Origin of the sequence: Micromonospora sp. MH33, assembly GCF_003013775.1 — a bacterium.
GTDB classification, from domain to species: Bacteria; Actinomycetota; Actinomycetes; order Mycobacteriales; family Micromonosporaceae; genus Micromonospora; species Micromonospora fulviviridis.
Genome location: NZ_MUYZ01000093.1, coordinates 1 through 21093 on the forward strand (window position 1 = coordinate 1; position 21093 = coordinate 21093).

A 21093-nucleotide genomic window follows, 5' to 3' on the forward strand; every position below is an offset into this window, starting at 1 on the left:
CGACCTCACCGCCTGGCAGGCCCTGGCGCGGGCGTTGCCGCCGGGCGCGCCGCGCCGGCCGCTCGCCCTGGCCCGGGCCCGGCAGCTCGCCGAGGAGTACGACCTTCCACGCGCAACGTTGCTGCAACGTCGCGGAAACTAACGTCCCCCGCCATCCACCCCTGACGGACGGCGGAGGTACCCATGACGCGCTACGACGCCCCCACCCACTGGCAGTCCCGCTACGACCACTTCATCGGCGGGGAGTACGTGAAGCCGCACGGCGGCCGGTACTTCGAGAACCCCACCCCGGTGACCGGGCAGACCTTCTGCGAGGTGGCCCGGGGCACCGCCGAGGACGTGGAGAAAGCCCTCGACGCCGCGCACGGCGCCGCCGACGCCTGGGGCCGCACCTCGGTCGCCGAGCGGTCGCTCATCCTCAACAAGATCGCCGATCGGATGCAGGAGAACCTGGAATCCCTCGCCATCGCCGAGACCTGGGAGAACGGCAAACCGGTACGCGAGACGCTGGCCGCCGACATCCCGCTCGCGATCGACCACTTCCGCTACTTCGCCGGGGCGATCCGGGCCCAGGAGGGCTCGCTCGGTGAGATCGACGACGACACCGTGGCGTACCACTTCCACGAGCCGCTCGGCGTGGTCGGGCAGATCATCCCGTGGAACTTCCCGATCCTCATGGCGGTCTGGAAGCTCGCCCCGGCGCTCGCCGCCGGCAACGCCGTGGTGCTCAAGCCGGCCGAGCAGACCCCGGCCTCGATCCACTACCTGCTCTCGCTGGTCGCCGACCTGCTCCCGCCGGGCGTGGTCAACGTGGTCAACGGCTTCGGTGTCGAGGCGGGCAAGCCACTCGCCTCCTCGCCCCGGGTGGCGAAGGTGGCGTTCACCGGCGAGACCACCACCGGGCGGCTGATCATGCAGTACGCCAGCGAGAACATCAAACCCGTCACCCTGGAGCTGGGCGGCAAGAGCCCGAACATCTTCTTCGACGACGTCAGCTCGTCCCGCGACGACTTCTTTGACAAGGCGCTCGAGGGATTCACCATGTTCGCCCTCAACCAGGGCGAGGTCTGCACCTGCCCGTCCCGGGCGCTGATCCAGCAGGGCCATTACTCCGACTTCCTGGCCGCCGCCGTCTCCCGGACGCAGCAGACCCGGCCGGCGAGTTCCGCACCGGCGCCTCCGACGTGCTGCTCGCCTCGCTGGCGGTCGAGGGCGTGCCCGAGCCGGTCGAGTTCTGGATGTCCACCGCCCAGTGGAACCTGTGGAAACACACCCGGCTCACGGTCGACGTGGTGCCCGGCCGGGGCAGCGGCTTCTCCCTGGAGGCCCCCGAGGGCGTCCGCTTCCTCATCCGCTCCCACCTCGCCCGCTGACTGTCCGAGATCTTCCAGCTCGCTGGCGCCGCGCCGGTGGGATGCTGTGGCCGGTCCACATCGGAGCATCGTCCCACCACCGCAGACAGGAGCCCGCGCATGCGCCCGGTCAGACACCCCGTGCTCGCCGGTGGCCTCGCCACGCTCGCCACCGCCGCCACCCTCGGCCTCGCGCCGGGCGCCGCCGTCGCCGCACCGGCCCCGAAGATCTCCGTCAACTGGTTCGGCATTACGGACGTCCGCGCGCACACCGCCACCATCGGCGGCCGGTACGCCTGCGGCGCCGAGCGGGGCCTGGCGTACATCGAGGTCCACCTCGGCCAGCGGGTCCGCCGCACCCCGGTCACCGGCTTCGGGTTCGGCGTGATCGGCGCGTGCACCGACGACCGCACCGCCGGCACCTGGACGGCCACCATCCCCGCCGACCAGGGCGCGTTCCGGCCCGGGCCCGCCACCGCCACGGCCCGCCTCGTCGTCGAGCCGAACTCGCTCACCGAGACCACCGAACCGCTCCGCCTCGTCCCCCGCTGCGCCCGGCGGTAGCGGTCAGCGGGCGTCGAGGAGGGGTTGTCTCGGGTTCCAGGGGTCGCCGCCGGTGGCGTCGCGGCGGCGGCGGGCGATCGCCGACAACGCCTCCAGCACCACCCGGTTGCCGAGGTACGCGGTGATGTCGGCGTGGTCGTAGGGCGGTGCGACCTCGACCACGTCCACGCCCACCACCGGCAGTTCGTAGCAGACCCGGCGGACCGCGTCGAGCAGTTGCCGGGAGGTGAACCCGCCGGGCTCGGGGGTGCCGGTGCCGGGGGCCATGCCGGGGTCGACCACGTCCACGTCGACGGAGAGGAAGACGCCCTCGCACTCGTCGGTGGCGATGCCGAACGCCTCGGTCAGGCACTCGTCCAGCCCCCGCGCCACCACCTCGGTCATCTCGTACGAGCGCATCCGCTGCCCGGCCATCCAGGACAGCGTCTCCGGCCCCGGCCAGTAGCCGCGCAGGCCGATCTGGAGGAAGCGGTCGCCGCGTACGGCGCCGGACTCGATGAGCCGGCGCATCGGCTGGCCGTGCCCGTGCAGCGAGCCGAACTCGATGTCCCCGGTGTCGGCGTGCGCGTCGAAGTGCACCAGGGACACCCGGCCGAGGCCGTGGTGCCGGGCCACCCCGGTGGCGTCCGGCAGGGCGATGGAGTGGTCGCCGCCGAGCACGATCGGGATGGCCCCGGCGGCGGCGACCGCGTGCACGGCCGTCTCCAGCGCGGCCAGCGAACGCTCGATGTCGCCGGAGAACATCTCGACGTCGCCCGCGTCGTAGACGCACAGGTCCCGCAGGCCGTCCACCCGCAGGGCCAGGGACGGGCGGGAGCCGTCGTGCGGCAGGTAGCAGGCCTGGCGGATGGCGGACGGGCCGAACCGGGTGCCCGGCCGGTGCGAGGTGCCGCCGTCGAAGGGCGCGCCGACGATCACCACGTCGGCGTCGGCGTACGTCACCGGCTCCTCCAGCGTGCACGGCGGCACGCCGAGGAAGGTCACGTCGGGGCCGAACATCGGGCCGTAGCGGGTCACCGCTCCTCCATTCCCCACGGCGAGCCGTAGCCGGTGAGCAGGTCGAGGAAGGGCACCGGGGGCAGCGCCTCCGGGCCGAGCACGCCGGTGCCGGACCAGGCCCCGGTGGCCAGCAACTCCAGGGCCACGACCGGGTTGACGGCCGTCTGCCAGACCACCGCCTGGTGACCGTACTCCGCCATCGACCACTCGTTGTCGACCACGTGGTAGAGGTAGACCCGCCGCGGCCGGCCGTCCACCCCGGTGCCGGTCACGTAGGTGCCCGCACAGGTCTTGCCGCGCATCCGGTCACCGAGCGTGGCCGGGTCGGGCAGGCAGGCCGCCACGACGTCGCGCGGCGAGACGTCGGCACCCCGGACGCTGACGGGCGAAGCCGAGTCGAGGCCGAGCTTGTGCAGGGTCTTCAGCACCTCGATGAACTCGTCGCCGAGGCCGTACTTGAAGGTGACCCGCTTCGCCTTGACCCAGCGCGGGATGAGCAGCACCTCCTCGTGTTCCACGTTGACGCACTCGACCGGGCCGATTCCCTCGGGGAACTCGAACACCTCGGGCTCGGAGAACGGCGGGGTGGTGAACCACCCACGGTCGGCCTCCCAGACCACGGGCGGGTTCAGGCACTCCTCGATGGTGGTCCAGATGGAGAACGAGGGGGCGAAGTCGTAGCCGTCGACCGTGAGGTTCGCGCCGTCGCGTACCCCGATCTCGTCGATCTCGGTGAAGAGTTCGTCGGCGGCGTAGCGGGCGAAGACGTCGGAGAGGCCGGGTTCGACGCCGATGCCGCAGAGCGCCAGCCGGCCGGCCTCCGCCCAGGCGGAGGCCGCGGCGAACTGCTCGTCGCCGAGCTTCACCCCGGTCTCGGCGTGCGGCGCGTCCGGGTGCGGCCGGGACAGCGACATCGCCATGTCGAGGTAGTCGGCCCCGGCGGTGAACGCGCCGTCGAAGATCGGCATGACGAAGCGCGGGTCGACCGCGTTGAGCACGTGGGTGATCCGGTGTTCCCGGCAGAGCGCGGCGACCGCCTCGGCGGAGGAGGCGTCGACGGTCGCGGCGACGAACCGGTCGCCGTGGCCGGCCACCGCCCGCGCGGCGCGGGTGGGGTCGTGGTCGGCGACCACCATGGTCTCGAAGAAGGAACGGCGGGCGGCGATGGCGACGGCGGCGGAGCCGACTCCGCCGGCGCCGACGAGGAGGATACGCATCAGGAGTCGAACCCCAGTCCAAGACGATCGAGGGTACGGAGCCAGAGGTTGCGCCGCCCCTCCCGCGCGTCGGCGCGGGCGAGCGACCAGCGGGTGAGGTTGATGCCGGTGGCCCGGATCGGCTCCGGCGGGAACGGCAGCGGCTTGCGGCGGACCAGGTCGAGCCGGGTCAGCGGGGTCTCCTCGCCGCCGAGCAGGTCGAGCATCACCCGGGCGCCGAACCGGGTCGCCCCGACGCCGAGCCCGGTGAACCCGGCCGCGTACGCCAGCCGCCCCTCGTAGGCGGTGCCGAAGAACGCGCAGAACCGGGTGCAGGTGTCGATGACGCCGCCCCAGCGGTGGCTGAAGCGCAGCCCTTCCAACTGGGGGAAGGTCGTGAAGAAGTGCGACGCCAGCGCGGTGAAGGTGGCCTCGCGCTGCTCCAGTTCGGGAGCCATCCGGTTGCCGTAGTGGTAGATCGCGTCGTAGCCGCCGAACAGGATCCGGCCGTCCGCGGTGATCCGGTAGTAGTGGAACTGGTTGCCGGTGTCGGCCAGCCCCTGCCGGTTGCGCCAGCCGATGGCGTCGCGCTGGGCGGGCGTCAGCGGCTCGGTCATCAGCGCGTAGTCGTAGACCGGCACCAGCCAGGCGCGCAGCCGGCGCAGCAGCGGCGGGAACGCGTTGGTGGCGAGCACCACCTGCCGGGCGCGGACCGCGGCGGGCGCGGCGTCCGGGCCGCCGGCCGTGGTCGCCCGCAGCGCACCGCCGTCGCGGGCCAGCCCGGTCACCCGGGTGTGCTCGTGGATCCGGACGCCCAGGTCGAGGACGGCGCGGCGCAGCCCCCAGGCCAGCTTCGCCGGGTCGAGCAGGGCCACCCGGTCCCGGTCCCACATCCCGCCCAGGTACGTCGGGGAGGCCACCTCGGCGCGCACCTCGTCGCGGTCGAGCAGCCGGACGTCGTGGCCGTACCGGCGGGCCAGGTCGGCGTCCTCCGCCAGCCCGGCGAGCTGGTACGGCGCCACCGCCACCGCCAGCTCCCCGGTGCGTTCGAAGTCGCAGTCGATGCCGTGCTTCGCCAGCGTGTCGTCGATGGCGTCCAGGTTCTCCCGGCCGAGCCGTTCCAGCTCGTCGATCTCGCCGGGCCACCGCTCGGCCCCGTTGGCGAGGCCGTGGGTGAGCGAGGCGGCACAGAACCCGCCGTTGCGCCCGGACGCGGCCCAGCCGCAGGTGCCGGCCTCCACCAGGAGCACGTCCCGGTCCGGGTCGGCCTCCTTGGCCAGCAGCGCGGTCCAGAGGCCGGAGTAGCCGCCGCCGACCACCAGCAGGTCGGTGTCGTGGGCGCCGGCCAGCGGCGGCAGCGGATCCGGGCGGTCCGGCCGGTCGAGCCAGTACGGGACGGGCGCGGCGTCGGCCAGCGCCCGGCCGGTATGCGGAAGTTTCATGATCCGCTCTGCACCGTCCGGGCGGGCGCGGCGGCGACCGCGAGGGCGGCCCGCCGGGCCCGCCGGCCGCGCAGCGAGCTGGCCCCGACCAGCAGCAGCGCGATCGCGAACATCGCCGTGCCGATGACGTTGACCTGCGGCGGGATGCCCCGCTGCGCGGCGCCCCAGACGTACATCGGGAAGGTGACCGTGGTGCCGGCGTTGAAGTTCGTGATGATGAAGTCGTCGAAGCTGAGCGAGAAGGCCAGCAGCGCGGCGGCCACGATGCCGGGCAGCACCAGGGGCAGGGTGATCCGCCGGAAGGTCTGCCACTCGCTGGCGTAGAGGTCCATGGCGGCCTCCTCCAGCCGCCGGTCCATGCCGGCGAGCCGGGCCTTCACGGTGACCACCACGAACGAGACGCAGAACATCACGTGCGCGATGACGATGGTCCAGAAGCCCTGCGGCACCCCGGCGGCGACAAAGAGGGCGAGCAGCGAGGTGCCCATCACCAGCTCCGGGGTGGCCATCGGCAGGAAGATCAGGCCGTTGATCCCGGACCGCCCGCGGAAGCCGTGCCGGACCAGGGCGAACGCCATGAGCGTGCCGAGGATGGTGGAGACCACCGTGGCGATCAGGCCGATCTCCATGCTGCGTACCACCGCGTCGCACATGTCGGAGGTGGCGCAGGGGTGGGTCCAGTTGTCCAGGGTGAACTCGTTGAAGTCGTAGGACAGCCGGCTGGACGGCCGGTTGAAGGACAGCCCGGCGACCACCACGATCGGCAGCGAGAGGTAGCCGAGGACGAGCAGTGCCACGCCCATCACCCAGCGGTCGGCGATCCAGCGTCGCATCACAACACCTCCTCGGTGCCGGCCTTGCGCAGGTAGACGAAGACGATCGCGAGGATCGCCGCCATCAGCAGGAACGACAACGCCGCGCCCTGCGGGTAGTCCAGCCGGACCAGGAACGCCGAGTCGATGACGTTGCCGATCATGTACTCGTTCGGTGTGCCGAGCAGCTCGGCGTTGATGTAGTCGCCGGTGGCCGGGATGAAGAAGAGCAGCGTGCCGGCGATCAGCCCGGGCATGGACAGCGGCAGGGTGACCTTCCGGAAGGCGCGCAGCGGGCTCGCGTACAGGTCGCTCGCCGCCTCCAGCAGCCGCGGGTCGAGCCGCTCCAGGCTCGCGTACAGCGGCAGCACCAGGAACGGCAGGAAGTTGTACGTCAGGCCGAGCACCACCGCGAACGGGGTGGCCAGCAGCCGGCCGTCCGCCCCGAGCAGGTGCACCTCGCGCAGCAGCCCGACCAGCCAGCCGTTGTCCGACAGGATGGTCTTCCAGGCCAGGGTGCGCACCAGGAAGCTGGTGAACATCGGTGCGACCACGGCCACCAGCAGCAGGTTCTTCCACCGGCCGGCCTTCTGCGCGATCGCGTACGCCAGCGGGTAGCCCATCAGCAGGGCCAGCACCAGCGCGATCGCCGAGTAGACGAACGACCGGGCGAACTGCGGCCAGTACGCCTGCAACGCGACCCAGTAGTTGCCGACCTCACCGGTCATCGCGTAGCCGGTGGAGAGCGATCCGCTCGGGTCGTAGAGGCTGGCCGCGGCGAGCTGGAGCAGCGGCAGGACGAAGAAGACCAGCAGCCAGGCGGCGCCGGGCAGCAGCAGGAGGTACGGCAGCAGCCTGCTCCGCCCCCGCCGGGGCCCCGGCGGCGCTGCCGGCTGCCCCGCCGAGGTCGGTACGTGGGCCAGGGCGCTCATGACAGCGCACCCACCGGCGGCTCGTCGAGCAGCGGGCTGGTCTGGTCGTCCTCGCCGGCCGCCCGGGGCAGCAGGAAGGCGTGCCGCGGGTCCCAGTGCGCGGTCACCGGGCTGCCGACCGGCAGCCGCCCGCCGACCCCGCTGTTCGCCGCGAACGCGGACAGCTCGCTGCCCCACGCCGTACGCACCAGGTACTGCGTGCTCACCCCGACGTACGAGGCGTCGCTGACCACCCCGCCGAGGTGCTGGTGGCCGGCGGGCACCTGGTCGGGGCCGCCGGCCAGGTGCAGCTTCTCGGGTCGTACCCCGAGGAAGACCGGCCCGTGGTCGGCCCGGGCCCGGCCGGCGGGCACCGAGAAGCGCGCGCCGTGCGCGGTGACCAGCACGTCGTCGCCGCTGTGGCCGGCGGCCTCGCCGGCCAGCAGGTTGGACTGGCCGAGGAAGTTCGCCACGAACGCGGTGGCCGGGTACTCGTAGAGGTCGGCGGGGGCGCCGAGCTGCTCGATCCGGCCGGCGTTCATCACCGCGACCGTGTCGGCCATGGTCATGGCCTCCTCCTGGTCGTGGGTGACGTGGACGAAGGTGATGCCGACCTCGGTCTGGATCCGCTTCAGCTCGATCTGCATCTGCCGGCGGAGCTTGAGGTCGAGCGCGCCGAGCGGCTCGTCCAGCAGCAGCACCTGCGGGTGGTTGATGAGCGCCCGGGCCAGCGCGACGCGCTGCTGCTGGCCGCCGGAGAGCTGGGCCGGCCGGCGCCGGCCGTACCCTTCGAGCTGCACCAGCGAGAGCATCCGCTCGACCTGGTCGGTGACCTTGCGGATGCCGCGCCGCCGCAGCCCGAAGGCCACGTTCTCGTGGATGTCGAGGTGCGGGAAGAGCGCGTAACTCTGGAACACCGTGTTCACCGGCCGCCGGTACGGCCGCAGCCCGGCGATGTCCCGGTCGCCGAGCAGCACCTGCCCGCTGGTCGGTTCCTCCAGCCCGGCGATCATCCGCAGCGTGGTGGTCTTGCCGCAGCCGGACGCCCCGAGCAGGGCGAAGAACGAGCCCTGCGGGATGGTGAGGCTGAGGTCGTCCACCGCGGTGAAGACCCCGAACCGCTTGGTCAGGTTGGCCAGGCGCAGATCGCCGGCCGGTGTCTCGCGCTCCTGCGCCTTCGAGCTCATATGCCTCACGCCCCGATGACCTGCTGGAACTTGGTCTCGTACTCCTTCTCCCGCTTCTCGTCCAGGGCCATGAAGACCTTGGACTTCGACAGCATCGCCTCGTCCGGGAAGATGAGCGGGTTCGCGGCCAGGTCCGGGTCGATCTTCTCCATCTCGGCCTGCGCGCCCTTGACCGGGCAGATGTAGTTGACGTACGCGGCGAGCTTGGCGGCGACCGCCGGGTCGTAGTAGTAGTTGATCAGCTCTTCGGCGTTGGCCTTGTGGCCGGCCTTGTTCGGCACGAGCATGTTGTCCGACCAGAGCATCACGCCCGACTCGGGCACCACGAACTTGATCTTCTCGTCCTCGAAGCCGAGCTGGACCACGTCACCGGACCAGCCGATGCAGGCCGCGATGTCGCCCTTGGCCAGGTCGGGGGCGTAGTCGTTGCCGGTGAACTTGCGGATCTGCTTGGAGTCCACGGCCTTCTTCAGCTTGTTCAGCGCGTCGTCGAACTGCGCCGTGGTGAAGTTCGCCGGGTCGTGCCCGTTGGACTGGAGCAGCAGGCCCATGGTGTCCCGCATCTCCGACAGCGCGGTTACCTTGCCCTTGAGGTCGGGGCGGGTGAGCAGCTCGTCGACGGTGCGGATCTCCTTGGTCACCTTGGCGTTGTACGCGAGCCCGGCCAGGCCGGACTGCCACGGGATGGCGAGCTGGTTGTCGCTGTCGAAGGAGCGGTTACGCAGTGAGGGCAGCAGGTTCGCCTCGACGTTGGGCAGCTTCGCCTTGTCCAGCTTCTGGATCCAGCCGAGCCGGATCATCCGGGCCGCCATCCAGTCGGTGAGGACCATGATGTCGCGCCCGGTGGTCTGACAGCCGGCGAGCTGGTTCTGCACCTTGCCGAAGAACTCGTTGTTGTCGTTGACGTCCTCGGTGTACGTCACCTGGATCCCGGACTTCGCGATGAACGCGTCCAGGGTGGGGCGCTTGGACTCGTCCTTCTCGTCCACGTCCATGTACTGCGGCCAGTTCGAGAAGGCCAGCTTCTTCTCCGTGGCGGAGAGGTCGTCGCTCTTGCAACCGGCCTCGGTCTGCTGTGCGCCCTTGGTGCCGCAGCCGGCCAGCGTGCCCGCCGTGGCGAGCAGTGCGGCCGAGCCGAGGGTCCCGGTGAGCAGACCACGCCGGGTGAGGTGCCGGAGGGGACTACGCATGTTGACGACTCCTAGGGGGGTCATCGTCGGCGGCGGGACGGGGGTGGCGCGCCGGCGGGAGGGTCAATGGCGATGGACGACTGATCCTGACATGGGGTGACCTCCCTTACAAGGGATTCCGTTGCGGGATTAGCCAAGGACCACGAAATACGCCAGACTGCGCCGGGGCACTACGCTCAGCACGAGGATTCGGACATGGGGAGCGGACGATGGCCAACCGGCAACTGGAGAACGGCAACGGCAGCCGTCGTGTGACCGTGCGTGAAGGCGCCAGTCACGCCCTGCTCGACGACGTGGCCAAGCAGATCATCGAGCAGCTCCAGGAGGACGGGCGGCGCCCGTACGCGACCATCGGCAAGGCGGTCGGCCTCTCCGAGGCGGCGGTGCGCCAGCGGGTGCAGCGCCTGCTCGACGCCGGGGTCATGCAGATCGTGGCGGTGACCGATCCGCTCCAGCTCGGCTTCCCCCGCCAGGCCATGATCGGCCTGCGCACCGACGGCGACCTGGAGAGGGTGGCCGACCGGCTCGCCGAGTTCGAGGAGATCGACTACGTGGTGATCACCGCCGGGTCGTTCGACCTGCTGGCCGAGGTGGTCTGCCGCAACGACGAGCACCTGCTGGAGATCCTCCAGAAGCTGCGCGGGGTGTCCGGGGTGGTCTCCACCGAGGCGTTCGTCTACCTGAAGCTGCGCAAGCAGACCTACAGCTGGGGCACCGCCTGATGCGGATTCCGTTGCGGTGACAAAAGACGCTCGCTGAATCCGTTGCCATTCGCCCCACACACTTGCGTTATCAACATCGGCTGTGGGATAACCGTGGGCAGAGCGGCCGGTGTCACCCCTGACCGGCCCGAGACCCGATGGGGCTGACATGGCCAACGCCACCGACCACCTCTGGATGCACTTCACCCGGATGGCCAGCTACTCCGCCGGCGAGGTACCGACCATCGTGCGCGGCGAGGGCGCGTACGTCTGGGACTCGCAGGGCCGCCGCTACCTGGACGGGCTCGCCGGGCTCTTCGTCGTCAACGCCGGCCACGGCCGCACCGAACTCGCCGAGGCGGCCGCCAAGCAGGCCGGCGAACTGGCCTACTTCCCGCTCTGGTCGTACGCCCACCCCAAGGCCGTCGAGCTGGCCGAGAAGGTCGCCTCGCTCGCCCCGGGCGACCTGAACCGGGTCTTCTTCACCACCGGCGGCTCCGAGGCCGTCGAGGCGGCGTGGAAGCTGGCCCGGGCCTACTTCAAGCGCACCGGCCAGCCGAACAAGTACAAGGTGGTCAGCCGGTACATCGCGTACCACGGCACCTCGATGGGCGCGCTGTCGATCACCGGCCTGCCCGGCATCAAGAGCGACTTCGAGCCGCTGGTGCCCGGCGGGATCAAGGTGCCGAACACCAACTTCTACCGGGCCCCCGAGCACGGCGACGACCCCGAGGCGTTCGGCCGCTGGGCCGCCGAGGAGATCGGCCGCGCCATCGAGCGGGAGGGGCCGGACACCGTCGCCGCGGTCTTCCTGGAGCCGGTGCAGAACTCCGGCGGCTGCTTCCCGCCGCCGCCCGGCTACTTCGAGCGGGTCCGGGAGATCTGCGACGCGTACGACGTGCTGCTCGTCAGCGACGAGGTGATCTGCTCGTGGGGCCGGCTCGGCGAGTACTTCGGCGCCGTCCGGTACGGCTACCAGCCGGACATCATCACCACCGCCAAGGGCATCACCTCCGGCTACGCCCCGCTCGGCGCGATGATCGCCAGCGAGCGGCTGATGGAGCCGTTCCTCACCGAGACCGGCATGTTCGCCCACGGGGTGACCTTCGGCGGCCACCCGGTCTCCTGCGCGGTCGCCCTGGCCAACCTGGAGGTGTTCGCCCGCGAGGACCTCATCGGGCACGTCCGGGCCAACGAGGGCGCCTTCCGGTCCACCCTGGAGAAGCTCAACGACCTGCCGATCGTCGGCGACGTCCGGGGCGACGGCTACTTCTACGGCATCGAACTGGTCAAGGACAAGGCCACCCGGGAGACCTTCGACGAGGCCGAGTCCGAGCGGCTGCTGCGCGGCTTCCTCTCCACCGCGCTCTTCCAGGCCGGGCTCTACTGCCGCGCCGACGACCGGGGCGACCCCGTCGTGCAGCTCGCCCCGCCGCTGATCGCCGAGCAGCAGCAGTTCGACGAGATCGAGCAGATCCTGCGCGCCGTGCTGACCGAGGCATGGTCGCGCCTCTGACCGGCGGCCCGGACGGGGCCGGTTCCCGGAACACCCGGGACCGGCCCCGTCCCGTCGGACCTTCCCCGACCGACACCGGGGACCGGACCGCGCCGACCGGGGCGACTGCCGTCGGGGCCACCGACCGGACCCGGGTACGGCGGCTGCCCGACCTGGCCGTCGGTGACCGGGCGACGCTGCACGCCGTGCTCGACGCCGGCCGGGTCGCCCACCTGGCCATCGCCGACGGCGACCAGCCGTACGCGCTGCCGGTGGCGTACGCCCGGGACGGGGAGCGGGTGCTCGTGCACGGCTCCACCGGCAGCCGGCTGTTCCGGCACCTCGCCGCCGGCGCGCCGGCCTGCCTCACCGTCACCCTGCTCGACGGACTGGTGCTGGCCCGCAGCGCCTTCGAGTCCTCGATGAACTACCGCTGCGCCATGGCGCTCGGCACCCTCGCCGCGCTCACCGGCGAGGCGAAGCTGGCCGCGCTGCACCGCCTCTCCGAGCACCTGCTCCCCGGCCGCTGGGCGGAGATCCGGCCGCCCTCGGCGAAGGAGCTGGCCGCCACGCTGGTGCTCGCCCTGCTGCTGGACGAGTGCTCGGTGAAGGTCAGCGCCGGCCCGCCCGACGACCCCGACGACGACCTCGACCGGCCGGTCTGGGCCGGGGTGGTGCCGGTCGTCGAGGCGTACGGGATCCCGCAGCCCGACCCGCGGCTGCGCCACGACCTGCCCCCACCGGAGTGGTGATGCGCTACCAGGACCTGTCGTACTGGCTGTCCAGCCTGGACGGCCCGCTGACCCCCCGCCCCGGCCTGCCCGGCGACACCGACGCCGACGTGGTGATCGTGGGCGCCGGCTACACCGGGCTGTGGACGGCCTACTACCTCGCCGCGGCCGACCCGGCGCTGCGGATCGTCGTACTGGAGAAGGAGATCGCCGGGTACGGCGCCTCCGGCCGCAACGGCGGCTGGTGCTCGGCGCTCTTCCCCACCTCGCTGTCGGCGCTGGCCCGCCGGCACGGCCGGGACCGGGCGCTCGCCATGCATTGGGCCATGCGGGAGACCGTCGGCGAGGTCGGCCGGGTGGTCGACGCCGAGGGCATCGACTGCGACTGGCGGGCCGGCGGCACGGTGGTGCTGGCCCGCAGCGAGGTGCAGCTCGGCCGGGCCCGGGCCGCCGTCGCCGAGGCCCGCGAGCACGGGCTCGCCGACGCCGACCTGGTGCTGCTCGACGCCGCCGAGGCCGCCGCCCGCTGCCAGGCCGAGGGGGTACGCGGCGGCACGTACACCCCGCACTGCGCCGCCGTGCACCCGGCGAAGCTGGTCCGCGGCCTGGCCACGGCGGTGGAGCGACGGGGCGTACGCGTCTTCGAGCGGACCCCGGTGACCGCCCTGCGGCCCGGGGTGGCGGTGACCCCGGCCGGCGTGGTCCGCGCCCCGGTGGTGGTCCGGGCGACCGAAGGATTCACCCCCGCGCTGCCCGGCCAGCGGCGGGCCGTGGCGCCGGTCTACTCGCTGATGGTGGCCACCGCGCCGCTGCCCGAGGCGACCTGGGCGGAGATCGGCCTGGCCGAGCGGGAGACCTTCTCCGACTACCGGCACGTCATCATCTACGGCCAGCGGACCGCCGACGGCCGGCTCGCCTTCGGCGGGCGGGGCGCGCCCTACCACTACGGCTCGCGGGTCCGCCCCGACTTCGACCGGGAGCCCCGGGTCTTCGCGGCGCTGCGCCGGGTGCTCGGCGAACTCTTCCCGGTGCTCGGGCCCGAGGTGCCGGTGACGCACACCTGGGGCGGGCCGCTCGGCGTGGCCCGGGACTGGGCCGCCTCGGTGGGCCTGGACCGGTCGACCGGTCTCGCCTGGGCCGGCGGCTACGTCGGCGACGGCGTCGGCACCAGCAACCTGGCCGGCCGCACCCTGGCCGACCTCATCCGGGGCGAACAGACCGACCTGACCACCCTCCCCTGGGTCAACCACCGCTCCCCCCGCTGGGAACCCGAGCCCCTGCGCTGGCTCGCGGTCAACGCCGGCCTCAAGGTCATGTTCTCCGCCGACGAGGCGGAATCCCGCACCGGCCGCCCGTCCCGCCGCGCCGCCGCCTTCTCCCACCTCCTGGGCCACTAACCGCCGAAACCATGCCCCCCGACCACGGCCCCGAGGGGCCTCCGCCCCACCCAGAGCGTTGATCATGAAGTTATTGCCACGACACGCCGCGGCGGAGGGCAACAACTTCATGATCACCCGGGCGAGGTGGGCGGGTCGGACCCGATGCGGTGGGGTTTTAGTGGTTGGGGGGGATTACGCGGAGGTGGCCGCGGCGGCCCTGCTGGTGGGGCTGGGGGGTCGGGTGGTCGTCCGCCGGGGGGCGTGGGGGCGCGGGGCGGGCGGCCTCGCGGACGGCTTCGGCCAGGGCGACCAGGTCGTCGGTGGTGGGCGGCGGCGGCTCGAACTCGCCCTCGTGGCGCACCACGTCCCAGCCGCGCGGGGCGGTGAGGTTGCGGGCGTGCGGCTCGCACAGGTCGTACGTGTGCGGCTCGGCGAACGCGGCCAGGGGGCCCACCACGGCCGTCGACTCGTTGTAGACATAGGTCAACGTGGCGACCGCTTGCCGGGGGCAGCCGTTACGGGAGCAGCGCCGTGGTGACCTCACGGCGGCAGGGTATCTCCATTACCGGGTGCGGCGCACCGCTTCGCGTTGCGACACGCCCGTCATGGTGATCACAATTCGTCCGATCGGCGCGTCGGCGCGCCGGGCCGGCGGCGCGACGGCGGGCGGCCCTGGTCCGGGGGCTACCCTTTGCGTCATGACGAGCCCGGAGAACCGCCGCCCCGGCTCCGGCCGGCGCACCCACCGCGACCGCCACGGGCGGGGACTGCGGGGGCGGCTGGTGCCGGCCACCGTGCCGCTGGCCCGGACCAAGGCCGAGGTGTTCGACGACCTGGTGCTGGACACGGTCGAGACGCTCGAACGCCGCTTCGCCAAGGAGTTGGCCGGGGTCGAGTTCGCCGTCGAGGACGTCCCGCCGGACCTGAACGTCTACGACTCGGACGTGCTGGAGGACGGCGAGGTCCCGCTCGCCCGGCTGCTGCCGGGGCGCCCGGGCCGGCAGGAGGTGCCGCCCCGGATCGTGCTCTACCGGCGGCCGCTGGAGTTCCGGGCCATGGACCGCGAGGACCTCGCGGACCTCGTGCACGACGTGATCATCGAGCAGGTGGCGAACCTGCTCGGGGTCGACCCCGACGAACTGGCCTGAGCCCGGGCACCGGGCGCGCCGTCGTCGCCGTGTCCCGGCCGGCCCCCGCCGGCCGGGTCGTCGGCCCGGATCCCGGGCGGCCCCCACCGCCCCGGTCCGGTACGCGCGTCAGGCGGCGACCCGCCGCTTGAGCTTGCGCCGCTCCCGCTCGGAGAGCCCACCCCAGATCCCGAACCGCTCGTCGTGGCCGAGCGCGTATTCGAGACACTCCCTCTTCACTTCACACCGCGAGCAGATGCGCTTCGCCTCGCGGGTCGAGCCGCCCTTCTCGGGAAAGAACGCCTCCGGGTCGGTCTGCGAGCAGAGCGCCCGCTCCTGCCACTCCGGCGCGTTTCCGAGCAGGTCGGCCACCTCGAGCTGGCCGTCCATCCGTTGCCTCCTTGTCGCGCACCGGCGTCATCGCCGCTGCAACCCCCCACGCGAAAGGCGTGCTTGTTCGTCCGGTCACAATTTGTTGCGTTCCGCGCGAACAACCCCATTCAAATTACACGCGTGTAATGCGTGCGCCGTCAAGCCAAACTTGATAATGGAGTCGCCCTCCCGACACGTTCCGGGCGACCGCCGTGGCCGCCCGACCCTCGCAACCTGCCCTATCGATTCAGACCCCGGACGAGTAACGCCTCCCCGGCGAGTTGCCCGAAGTTTTCTGCCGTGGCGCACCGGTGTGGACACCGCCGGCGGCCCCCGGTGGAGGCTTCCGGCGGGCCGCACCCGGGCGGTCGTCGTGACACCGTCCAAGATCAGCATTGGTGGGGCACAAGGTTAACCCGACCCGAGCGGTACCGCCCCTCGAGGCCGCAGACGCCGACCGCGCCCCGCCCAACATGTGGACGAGGCGCGACGCCGCAACGGCCTGAGTGGTCAGCCGGCTCCCGGCGGTGAGCAGGCCGGCCAGACGAATTCGGCGATCGCCCGCCGGTGACGGAAATCGCTCCGGCAGGGGTGCCCTCATCCCACCAGACGGTATACAGGCCGGCCGCCAGGTCCGGGTAGACGGCGCTGTAAACGACCCCGTCGCGGACGTGCCGCGCGCGTACGGCGGAGTGCGTGCGGGGGCCGTCCCGGTCGGCGCGGCTGATCTCGATCTCCCGGCCGTGCAGGTCACGTCCGGTGTGGATGATCAGCGCGCCGGAGTCGCCACCCAGGTCGAGCACAACGCTGCCGCTCTCCGAGGGGCCGAGGGTGTGGTGGCCCACGTGACCTCCCGGCTCAGGACTTCGCCGCCGGCGGGTTGGTGAACCCGTCGTACGGCGTGCCGAGGAACGGGAAGTCACCGAGGAAGGGCGCCGTCACGTCGGCGGCGCTCAGCCCCGGGGTGACCGCGGCCGCCGCGGCGTCCGGCTTGAACGTCTTGTCCACCAGCGGCACGGTCAGCCCGGCGATCGCCCGCAGCGCGATGGTCACCACGTCGTCGCCGACCCGCCGGCCGTTCGGGAAGCCCGCCAGGTCGCCGCCGAGCACCCCGAACCGGTCCGGCTTGCGGCTGGGCCGGATCGCCGTGTTCAGCCGCAGCATGTCGGCCTGCACGTCGCCGGTGGTGTTGGCGAAGCCGTCGATCAGCCCGGCCGGTACGCCGGTGAGCAGGATCGCCACCAGGTCGGCCCGCGGCTTCTTCGACTTGTTCAGCGCGTCCAGGCTGGGGAACACGCCCGGGTAGAGCGCGGGCAGCAGCGCGGCCAACTCAGGGTGCTCGACGAACTGGGCGAACCGCTTGTCCTCGGCCGGCGGGAGGGTGTTCCACAGGTCCTTCCTGGACATCGGCACGACGACCTCGTTGAACAGTGGGTTGCCCAACCGGGACACCTGGGTGAAGGGACCGGCGGCCGTGTCCGCGGCCACCCGGTCGCCGAGCACCCGGACCTGCTGCCGGGAGGCCGTCGTCCAGACGCCGATCGTCGAGGCGGGGTCGGCGTAGCCGTACCGGCTGGCCTTGCGCCGCACCTTGGTGAGCGGGACCTGTACGGCGATGCTGTGCACGTTCAACCGGTCCAGCGCGTTGACCGGCTCACCCTCGGTCCTGAACAGCTTCTTGCCGGCCACGTGCAGCTGCTGGAACGGGCGCAGCGTACCGAGGTCGAAGACGGCGCCCAGGTCGACGAAGAAGCCGTCGGCCCGCTGGCCGGCGAAGACCTTCTCCCCGGTCGACAGCTTGAACGTCGCCTGCCGCACCAGGTCGGCGTACTTCGGTGTGGACAACGGCCCCACGTTGCACGGCGGGCAGGGGAGCTTGTGCGCCAGCACGTGCTCCCGGCCGTCGGCCACCCGGGTCAACCGGTAGAACTGCCGCCGGTTCCAGTTCCGGCTCTCCAGCGACTCGATCGGACCGGTGTTGTAAAGAAAGCTGTTCGGATTCGTGATCTCGGTGGTGAATTCGAAACGATAGGTGACATCGGGATAACCGTCGCCGTCGTTGTCGACGTGAATCTCGTACCGGACGTCGTCGCCGAACTCGAAGAAGTTGGGGCCGCCGGAGGGGAGCTGCACCGGCACGTAGTTGGCGATCAACGTGACCGTGTCGGGCTGGCTCGGGCTGACGAACGCGTACAGGTCGGAGCTGTCGGCGACCGGATCCTTGGCTATCTCCGGAGCCTCGCGGTGAGAGGACATGGCGGACCACACCTTCGTCGGGGTAGCGGAAGTCGGGACCGGCGCCGGGAGCCCGCGCCGGGAAGGGGGCGCGCCGGTGCGGCGCGGGGAGGATCAGCGCCGGGCGGCGGCGCGCACCAGGCGGTCGGCCAGGCCGCGGTCGCGTACCTGGATCCGGGTCGTGCCGACGAAGACGTCCATGGCGCCGGAGGCTGCGTCGCGGAGGTGGACCACGATCGGCTCGTCGCGCCGGCCCGCCGAGGGGGCGTTCTGCGCGGCGGACAGGCCCGGCACGGTGAGGGCGGCGGCGCCCAGGGTGGCGCTCGCCGCGGCGGTGAACGTCTGCCGGCGGGTCAGTCGCGGCCAGGGCCGCCGCTTCGGCTCATCAGTGGTCATGGGCAACCTTTCCGGGCCGGCGCCGCAGCGCCCACGGTGGACCGGGACCCGGACGCCGCCGGATGCCCCGGGCTGGGGGCGCCGGCGGCGGTCCTCGCCGCGACCGCCGCCGGCATCCACTGGTACGGCCGGCGGCGGGGAAAGGTTCGACGCTACGCGCCGGCGTGACCGTACGCGGTCGTCCGTTTGCGGACCGGCCGGCCCGCCGCCGCCGCGATCCCCCGGAGCTGCTCCTCGGTCCGGGCCGAGCCGTTGCCCGAGCCGGCCATCCGGGAGATGGTCTCCTCCATGAGAGTGCCGCCCAGGTCGTTGCAGCCGCCCTGGAGCATCACCACCGTGCCGGCGTCACCGAGCTTCACCCAGGAGCACTGGATGTTGGCGATCCGGCCGTGCAGCAGCAGCCGCGCCATGGCGTGCACGACCCGGTTCTCGCGCCAGGTCGGGCCGGGCCGGGCGATGCCGGCCAGGTAGATCGGCGCGTTGGTGTGCACGAACGGCAGGGCCACGAACTCGGTGAAGCCGCCGGTGCGGTCCTGCAGCCCGGCCAGCACCCGGAAATGGGCCAGCCACTGGCCGGGGTGGTCGACGTGGCCGTACATCATGGTGGAGCTGGACCGGATGCCCAGCTCGTGGGCCGTCCCGACCACGTCGACCCAGGCGGCGGCCGGCAGCTTGCCCTTGGTGAGCACCCAGCGCACCTCGTCGTCGAGGATCTCCGCGGCGGTGCCCGGGATGGTGTCCAGGCCGGCCTCGCGGAGCTGGAGCAGCCACTCCTTCACCGGCACGCCCGCCTTCGCGGCGGCCGTGACGATCTCCATCGGCGAGAAGGCGTGCACGTGCATCCCGGGCACCCGCGCCTTGATCGCCCGGACGATGTCGGCGTAGCCGGTGACCGGCAGCTTCGGGTCGATGCCGCCCTGCAGGCAGACCTCGGTGGCGCCGGCCACCCACGCCTCCTCGGCCCGGTCGGCGACCTGCTCCAGGGAGAGCCGGAACGCGTCGGCGTCGCTCTCCCGCTGCGCGAAGGCGCAGAACCGGCAGCCCACGTAGCAGACGTTGGTGAAGTTGATGTTGCGGTTGACCACGTACGTGACGTCGTCGCCGACCGCGTCCCGGCGGACGTCGTCGGCGATCCGGCACAGCTCCTCCAGCGCCGGCCCGTCCGCGCCGAACAGCGCCAGCGCCTTCGCCTCGTGCGCCGGTTCCAGCAGCGCGGCCGGGTCGTCGGCGGCCAGTCGCAGACCGGCCCGCAGGTCGGGGTCGCTCGCCACGGCGACCGGGACGACGACCTTCGCGGCCACCTCCGACCAGTCGCCGTAGACGTCGTCGAAGTCGCCCCGCCGGTCCCCGGTCCGCCCGGTGGTGTCGATGGTGACGTGCAGGTCGGTCCGCCCGCCGAACACCTCCTCCGGCTCCTGCCACGGCCGGCCGACCGGGCGGGCCGCCTCGACGGCGAGCCCGGTCTCCGGGTCGGCCAGGGCGGTGACGTGCGGCAGCAGGCGCGGATCCAGCCACGGAGCGCCGGCCCGGACGTACTCCGGGTAGACGGTCAACCGCTCGCGCAGGGTGAAGCCGGCCTGCCCGGTACGCCGGGCCAGCTCGTCCAGCTGCGGCCAGGGCCGCTCCGGGTTGACGTGGTCGGGGGTGACCGGCGAGACACCACCCCAGTCGTCGATGCCGGCGCGCAGCAGCAGGTCGTACTCGCCCTCGATGAGGTTCGGCGGGGCCTGGATCCGGGCCTTCGGGCCGAGCAGCACCCGGGCCACCGCCACGGTGGCGGCCAGGTCGTGCAGCTCCGCGTCCGGCATGCCGCGCATCGCGGTGTCCGGCTTGGCGCGGAAGTTCTGCACGATCACCTCCTGGAGGTGGCCGTACTCCCGGTGTGCGCGGCGGATGGCGAACAGCGCGTCGACCCGCTCGGCCAGGGTCTCGCCGATGCCGATCAGCAGGCCGGTGGTGAACGGCACGCCGACCCGACCCGCGTCGTCGAGCACCCGCAGCCGCACCGCCGGCTCCTTGTCGGGCGAGCCGTGGTGCGGGCCGCCCGGCTCGGACCAGAGCCGGGTCGCGGTGGTCTCCAGCATCATGCCCATGCTCGGCGCGACCGGCTTGAGCCGTTGCAGCTCCGACCAGGACAGCACGCCCGGGTTGAGGTGCGGCAGCAGGCCCGTCTCCTCCAGCACCGCCACCGCGCAGGCGCGCAGGTAGTCGAGGGTGGAGTCGTAACCCCGCTCGTCCAGCCACCGCCGGGCGGCCGGCCAGCGCTCCTCGGGCCGGTCGCCGAGGGTGAACAGCGCCTCCTTGCAGCCCTGCGCGGCGCCCTCCCGGGCGATGGCGAGGACCTCGTCCTTCTCCAGGTACGCGGCGGGCAGCCGGTGCGGCACCGTGGCGAAGGTGCAGTAGTGGCAGCGGTCCCGGCAGAGCCGGGTCAGCGGGATGAACACCTTCTTCGAGAAGGTGACGACGCCCGGGCGGCCGGCCTCCCGCAGCCCGGCGTCGCGGATCTCGCCGGCGATTCCGAGCAGTTCGTCCAGCGTCGCGCCGCGCGCGGTCAGCAGTGCGCTCGCCTCGGCCACGTCCAGCGCCCGGCCGGAGGCGGCCCGGCCCAGGGCCCGCCGGACGCTCGCCTCGGTCGGGGCGGGATCGCTGCGATCAACCATCCGCCCAGCCTATGCGCTGCCCGGCCCGGGGCCGCCCGCCCCCGGTCAGGAGGGGCGGGCGGCCGTGGGAAACCCTCGGTATCCGGCGGCTCAGCGCGGGAAGTTCGGGTCCTCCCGGTCGAAGCGCTGGGTACGGTCAGCGTCCGGCGGGGCCGGGTGACCGGGGTCGACCGGCTGGCGCGGGATGGCCTGGGTCGGGTCGGCGGACGGCGGCTGGCCGAACGGCGGGGCCGGGTGCGGAGCACCCCCGTAGGCCGGCCCGGACTGCGGGGCGCCGTACGCCGGCCCGGACTGCGGGGCGCCGTACGCCGGCCCGGACTGCGGGGCGCCGTACGCCGGCCCGG

At 72.5% G+C, this 21093-nt stretch carries 18 protein-coding genes and 5 pseudogenes; 9 read left to right on the forward strand and 14 right to left on the reverse strand.

Going from position 1 to position 21093, the window contains the following annotated elements; translation table 11 throughout:
- The 4 genes and pseudogenes from B0E53_RS16300 to B0E53_RS39385 form a co-directional block, all read left to right on the forward strand.
- A pseudogene (locus B0E53_RS16300) lies at window positions 1-142 on the forward strand (transcriptional regulator); the annotation flags it as partial.
- Window positions 143-183: 41 nt separating this feature from the next.
- Window positions 184-1155, forward strand: a pseudogene (locus B0E53_RS16305) (aldehyde dehydrogenase family protein); the annotation flags it as partial.
- Window positions 1152-1373 (forward strand): annotated as a pseudogene (locus B0E53_RS16310) (DUF779 domain-containing protein); the annotation flags it as partial. The pseudogenes B0E53_RS16305 and B0E53_RS16310, both read left to right, overlap by 4 nt.
- 363 nt (window positions 1374-1736) lie before the next feature.
- Complete coding sequence (locus B0E53_RS39385; protein ID WP_246835433.1) at window positions 1737-1916, forward strand: hypothetical protein; 180 nt, start codon at window positions 1737-1739, stop codon at window positions 1914-1916.
- 3 nt (window positions 1917-1919) lie between these two features.
- Here B0E53_RS39385 and speB read toward each other — a convergent pair whose 3' ends face one another.
- Genes speB through B0E53_RS16350 form a run of 7 tightly spaced genes read right to left on the reverse strand, consistent with a single transcriptional unit; the run spans window position 1920 to window position 9653 of the window.
- A complete protein-coding gene (gene speB / locus B0E53_RS16320) occupies window positions 1920-2933 on the reverse strand; it encodes an agmatinase (protein ID WP_107076856.1) in 1014 nt (337 codons plus the stop codon).
- Complete coding sequence (locus tag B0E53_RS16325) at window positions 2930-4132, reverse strand: saccharopine dehydrogenase C-terminal domain-containing protein (RefSeq protein WP_107076857.1); 1203 nt, start codon at window positions 4130-4132, stop codon at window positions 2930-2932. The genes speB and B0E53_RS16325 overlap by 4 nt, the downstream gene beginning before the upstream one ends.
- Window positions 4132-5553 (reverse strand): FAD-dependent oxidoreductase, encoded by a 1422-nt coding sequence (locus tag B0E53_RS16330; RefSeq protein WP_107076858.1) that lies wholly within the window; start codon window positions 5551-5553, stop codon window positions 4132-4134. The genes B0E53_RS16325 and B0E53_RS16330 overlap by 1 nt, the downstream gene beginning before the upstream one ends.
- The gene (locus tag B0E53_RS16335; RefSeq protein WP_107076859.1) at window positions 5550-6386 is read right to left on the reverse strand and encodes an ABC transporter permease; all 837 of its coding nucleotides are present in this window, start codon (window positions 6384-6386) and stop codon (window positions 5550-5552) included. The genes B0E53_RS16330 and B0E53_RS16335 overlap by 4 nt, the downstream gene beginning before the upstream one ends.
- Complete coding sequence (locus B0E53_RS16340; protein WP_107076860.1) at window positions 6386-7297, reverse strand: ABC transporter permease; 912 nt, start codon at window positions 7295-7297, stop codon at window positions 6386-6388. The genes B0E53_RS16335 and B0E53_RS16340 overlap by 1 nt, the downstream gene beginning before the upstream one ends.
- On the reverse strand, window positions 7294-8463 hold the full coding sequence (locus B0E53_RS16345) for an ABC transporter ATP-binding protein (RefSeq protein WP_107076861.1): 1170 nt from the start codon (window positions 8461-8463) through the stop codon (window positions 7294-7296). Before B0E53_RS16345 ends, B0E53_RS16340 begins: the two co-directional genes overlap by 4 nt.
- Before the next feature lie 5 nt (window positions 8464-8468).
- Entirely contained in the window at window positions 8469-9653 is a 1185-nt protein-coding gene (locus tag B0E53_RS16350) for a spermidine/putrescine ABC transporter substrate-binding protein (RefSeq protein ID WP_107076862.1), read from the reverse strand.
- 209 nt (window positions 9654-9862) lie between these two features.
- On the opposite strand from B0E53_RS16350, the gene B0E53_RS16355 reads away from it, so the two are divergent.
- From B0E53_RS16355 to B0E53_RS16370, 4 genes are all read left to right on the forward strand, one after another.
- The gene (locus B0E53_RS16355) at window positions 9863-10375 is read left to right on the forward strand and encodes an Lrp/AsnC family transcriptional regulator (RefSeq protein ID WP_091313642.1); all 513 of its coding nucleotides are present in this window, start codon (window positions 9863-9865) and stop codon (window positions 10373-10375) included.
- Window positions 10376-10523: 148 nt separating this feature from the next.
- Window positions 10524-11870, forward strand: a complete 1347-nt coding sequence (locus tag B0E53_RS16360; protein ID WP_107076863.1) for an aspartate aminotransferase family protein — start codon at window positions 10524-10526, stop codon at window positions 11868-11870.
- A complete protein-coding gene (locus tag B0E53_RS16365; protein ID WP_107076864.1) occupies window positions 11855-12601 on the forward strand; it encodes a pyridoxamine 5'-phosphate oxidase family protein in 747 nt (248 codons plus the stop codon). The genes B0E53_RS16360 and B0E53_RS16365 overlap by 16 nt, the downstream gene beginning before the upstream one ends.
- Window positions 12601-13977, forward strand: a complete 1377-nt coding sequence (locus B0E53_RS16370; protein WP_210406087.1) for an FAD-dependent oxidoreductase — start codon at window positions 12601-12603, stop codon at window positions 13975-13977. Before B0E53_RS16365 ends, B0E53_RS16370 begins: the two co-directional genes overlap by 1 nt.
- 157 nt (window positions 13978-14134) lie before the next feature.
- On the opposite strand, the gene B0E53_RS16375 is transcribed toward B0E53_RS16370, so the two are convergent.
- Window positions 14135-14503, reverse strand: coding sequence for a DUF3499 domain-containing protein (locus B0E53_RS16375; RefSeq protein ID WP_107076865.1), 369 nt, complete (start codon window positions 14501-14503; stop codon window positions 14135-14137).
- A gap of 154 nt (window positions 14504-14657) precedes the next feature.
- Between B0E53_RS16375 and B0E53_RS16380 the strand changes: the two genes are divergently transcribed.
- Entirely contained in the window at window positions 14658-15107 is a 450-nt protein-coding gene (locus tag B0E53_RS16380; RefSeq protein ID WP_091260118.1) for a metallopeptidase family protein, read from the forward strand.
- A 108-nt stretch (window positions 15108-15215) separates the two neighbouring features.
- Here B0E53_RS16380 and B0E53_RS16385 read toward each other — a convergent pair whose 3' ends face one another.
- The 6 genes and pseudogenes from B0E53_RS16385 to B0E53_RS16410 form a co-directional block, all read right to left on the reverse strand.
- On the reverse strand, window positions 15216-15476 hold the full coding sequence (locus B0E53_RS16385; RefSeq protein WP_107076866.1) for a WhiB family transcriptional regulator: 261 nt from the start codon (window positions 15474-15476) through the stop codon (window positions 15216-15218).
- Between the two features lie 492 nt (window positions 15477-15968).
- Window positions 15969-16303 (reverse strand): annotated as a pseudogene (locus B0E53_RS39390) (phospholipase).
- Between the two features lie 13 nt (window positions 16304-16316).
- A complete protein-coding gene (locus B0E53_RS16395) occupies window positions 16317-17714 on the reverse strand; it encodes a DUF4331 domain-containing protein (protein ID WP_107076867.1) in 1398 nt (465 codons plus the stop codon).
- Between the two features lie 93 nt (window positions 17715-17807).
- The gene (locus tag B0E53_RS16400; RefSeq protein ID WP_107076868.1) at window positions 17808-18089 is read right to left on the reverse strand and encodes a hypothetical protein; all 282 of its coding nucleotides are present in this window, start codon (window positions 18087-18089) and stop codon (window positions 17808-17810) included.
- A gap of 152 nt (window positions 18090-18241) precedes the next feature.
- Entirely contained in the window at window positions 18242-20749 is a 2508-nt protein-coding gene (locus tag B0E53_RS16405; RefSeq protein ID WP_107076869.1) for a bifunctional FO biosynthesis protein CofGH, read from the reverse strand.
- Between the two features lie 90 nt (window positions 20750-20839).
- Window positions 20840-21093 (reverse strand): annotated as a pseudogene (locus B0E53_RS16410) (hypothetical protein); the annotation flags it as partial.

Bases quoted from the DNA above. Each gene is read 5' to 3' on its own strand.
- B0E53_RS16385 (WP_107076866.1), bottom strand. From the start codon at position 15,476: ATGGACGGCCAGCTCGAGGTGGCCGACCTGCTCGGAAACGCGCCGGAG.
- B0E53_RS16405 (WP_107076869.1), bottom strand. From the start codon at position 20,749: ATGGTTGATCGCAGCGATCCCGCCCCGACCGAGGCGAGCGTCCGGCGG.
- B0E53_RS16345 (WP_107076861.1), bottom strand. From the start codon at position 8,463: ATGAGCTCGAAGGCGCAGGAGCGCGAGACACCGGCCGGCGATCTGCGC.
- B0E53_RS16395 (WP_107076867.1), bottom strand. From the start codon at position 17,714: ATGTCCTCTCACCGCGAGGCTCCGGAGATAGCCAAGGATCCGGTCGCC.
- B0E53_RS16370 (WP_210406087.1), top strand. From the start codon at position 12,601: ATGCGCTACCAGGACCTGTCGTACTGGCTGTCCAGCCTGGACGGCCCG.
- B0E53_RS16400 (WP_107076868.1), bottom strand. From the start codon at position 18,089: ATGACCACTGATGAGCCGAAGCGGCGGCCCTGGCCGCGACTGACCCGC.
- B0E53_RS16360 (WP_107076863.1), top strand. From the start codon at position 10,524: ATGGCCAACGCCACCGACCACCTCTGGATGCACTTCACCCGGATGGCC.
- B0E53_RS16350 (WP_107076862.1), bottom strand. From the start codon at position 9,653: ATGCGTAGTCCCCTCCGGCACCTCACCCGGCGTGGTCTGCTCACCGGG.
- B0E53_RS16325 (WP_107076857.1), bottom strand. From the start codon at position 4,132: ATGCGTATCCTCCTCGTCGGCGCCGGCGGAGTCGGCTCCGCCGCCGTC.
- B0E53_RS16335 (WP_107076859.1), bottom strand. From the start codon at position 6,386: ATGCGACGCTGGATCGCCGACCGCTGGGTGATGGGCGTGGCACTGCTC.
- B0E53_RS16365 (WP_107076864.1), top strand. From the start codon at position 11,855: ATGGTCGCGCCTCTGACCGGCGGCCCGGACGGGGCCGGTTCCCGGAAC.
- B0E53_RS16355 (WP_091313642.1), top strand. From the start codon at position 9,863: ATGGCCAACCGGCAACTGGAGAACGGCAACGGCAGCCGTCGTGTGACC.
- B0E53_RS16330 (WP_107076858.1), bottom strand. From the start codon at position 5,553: ATGAAACTTCCGCATACCGGCCGGGCGCTGGCCGACGCCGCGCCCGTC.
- B0E53_RS16340 (WP_107076860.1), bottom strand. From the start codon at position 7,297: ATGAGCGCCCTGGCCCACGTACCGACCTCGGCGGGGCAGCCGGCAGCG.
- B0E53_RS16380 (WP_091260118.1), top strand. From the start codon at position 14,658: ATGACGAGCCCGGAGAACCGCCGCCCCGGCTCCGGCCGGCGCACCCAC.